Genomic DNA, 1,435 nt, shown 5'->3' with positions numbered 1-1,435 from the left:
TAAGGCTCGACACCATTTTGCATCGCAATAATGACCCCTGAAGTTTGTCGATGATAGCCTAACCAGCGACGCTCTATTTGCTGAATTACCTTCGCAGGTATTAGTTCAAAACCATGGTTAATTTTATTGAGAAGATCCAAATTCCCTTTTACTACTGCTGGAGCCAGGTTGATTTTTTTGATGAGAATACGCGATGAGCTGTAAAAATTGGCGGCAATGTCTTGTTCAAGTGCTAAGTTGCGCTGATATCCTTCAATGCCCGCAAAAACAAACAATTCACCTTTAACGGCCGCTTGTAATAATTGTTCACGATTTTGATAACGCTTAAAACTAAGCTTAGGTTCTAATGCTGATAATGTTGCTTCATGGGATGAGCCACTCACAATGCCAATTTGATAGGGAACCAAATCACTAATTTGTTTTTTACTACTAAGCGACTTGTGAACGTATAAATAAGTATTTAATGAAGTAAATGGTTTAGCAAAATCAAACTTTTTTAATCTTGCTTGGTTTTGAGTCATACCAATATGGATGTCTGCTTTTTTCTGTTCGAGCTGATCAAGTGACTGTTGCCAATGCCGAGACACAAATTGCACTTTAGTATCAGTAATGATAGACCACTCGCGCCACAAATCGACTAAAATACCCGCTGGAGTTCCCGTCTCATCCAAATATTCAAATGGATAAGTATCTTCTCCCATCACAATGACTAAAGGTGATGGGTGTAATGACGTATTCGCCTTATCTGAGTGAATTGCTTGCGCTGGTAATGATATCCACGCAAATAATATTGCTAATATCCAAGGTATAAATTTCAAGTTTTTTCCCTAATACTTTCACTTTTTATACTTACTTTATTTAATAAGCTTATTTATTTCCATTTCTGGTTACTTTACGCGCTAATTCCAAGCTTTAAATATCATAGCTTACTGACAAAAATGGTTGTAATGGCTTAGAAAAATGTTTTTTCAGCTGCGTACAAGGATAAATAATACCATTATTCAGTCTTGACTCATCTTTTTTAAGACTAGACATTAATATTACGAAGCTTGTGTACATAATACCAGCATTCATTAGCATGCAAAACCAGTCCTAATAACAACTTTGCCAACTATTTGAAAAAAAACTAACAAATTATTAGCTGGATGCTTGCTGCGGTTGACCATGATTAGCTAAAATACATTTCTAACTTTTCCACATTACAGCTGATGAACTCTCAACAAGATACGATATACGCTCATGTGACCGACCAAATTGCTGACTTTCAGTTTGATCAACGAGTTGCCGGTGTATTTAATGACATGATCCGCCGCTCTGTTCCTGGGTATGCACAAATCATCAATACCATTGGTGATTTTGCTAACCGTTTTGTCACGCCCCAAAGCAATATATACGATCTTGGTAGTTCGTTAGGCTCAGCTACGTTAAGTATTCG

At 36.9% G+C, this 1,435-nt stretch carries 1 protein-coding gene and 1 pseudogene; one reads left to right on the top strand and one right to left on the bottom strand.

The genetic code is table 11. The features are described from left to right. Positions 1-818: transporter substrate-binding domain-containing protein (locus tag H5202_RS22430; RefSeq protein ID WP_182773974.1), on the bottom strand; the 818-nt coding region annotated here is incomplete at its 3' end. A gap of 390 nt (positions 819-1,208) precedes the next feature. Here H5202_RS22430 and H5202_RS22425 point away from each other — a divergent pair. Next, positions 1,209-1,435 (top strand): annotated as a pseudogene (locus H5202_RS22425) (carboxy-S-adenosyl-L-methionine synthase CmoA); the annotation flags it as partial.

Origin of the sequence: Shewanella sp. SG41-4 (assembly GCF_014164505.1) — a bacterium.
GTDB lineage: Bacteria > Pseudomonadota > Gammaproteobacteria > Enterobacterales > Shewanellaceae > Shewanella.
Note: the sequence above shows the minus strand (reverse complement) of the source record. Positions and strands in the feature narration are given on the sequence as shown.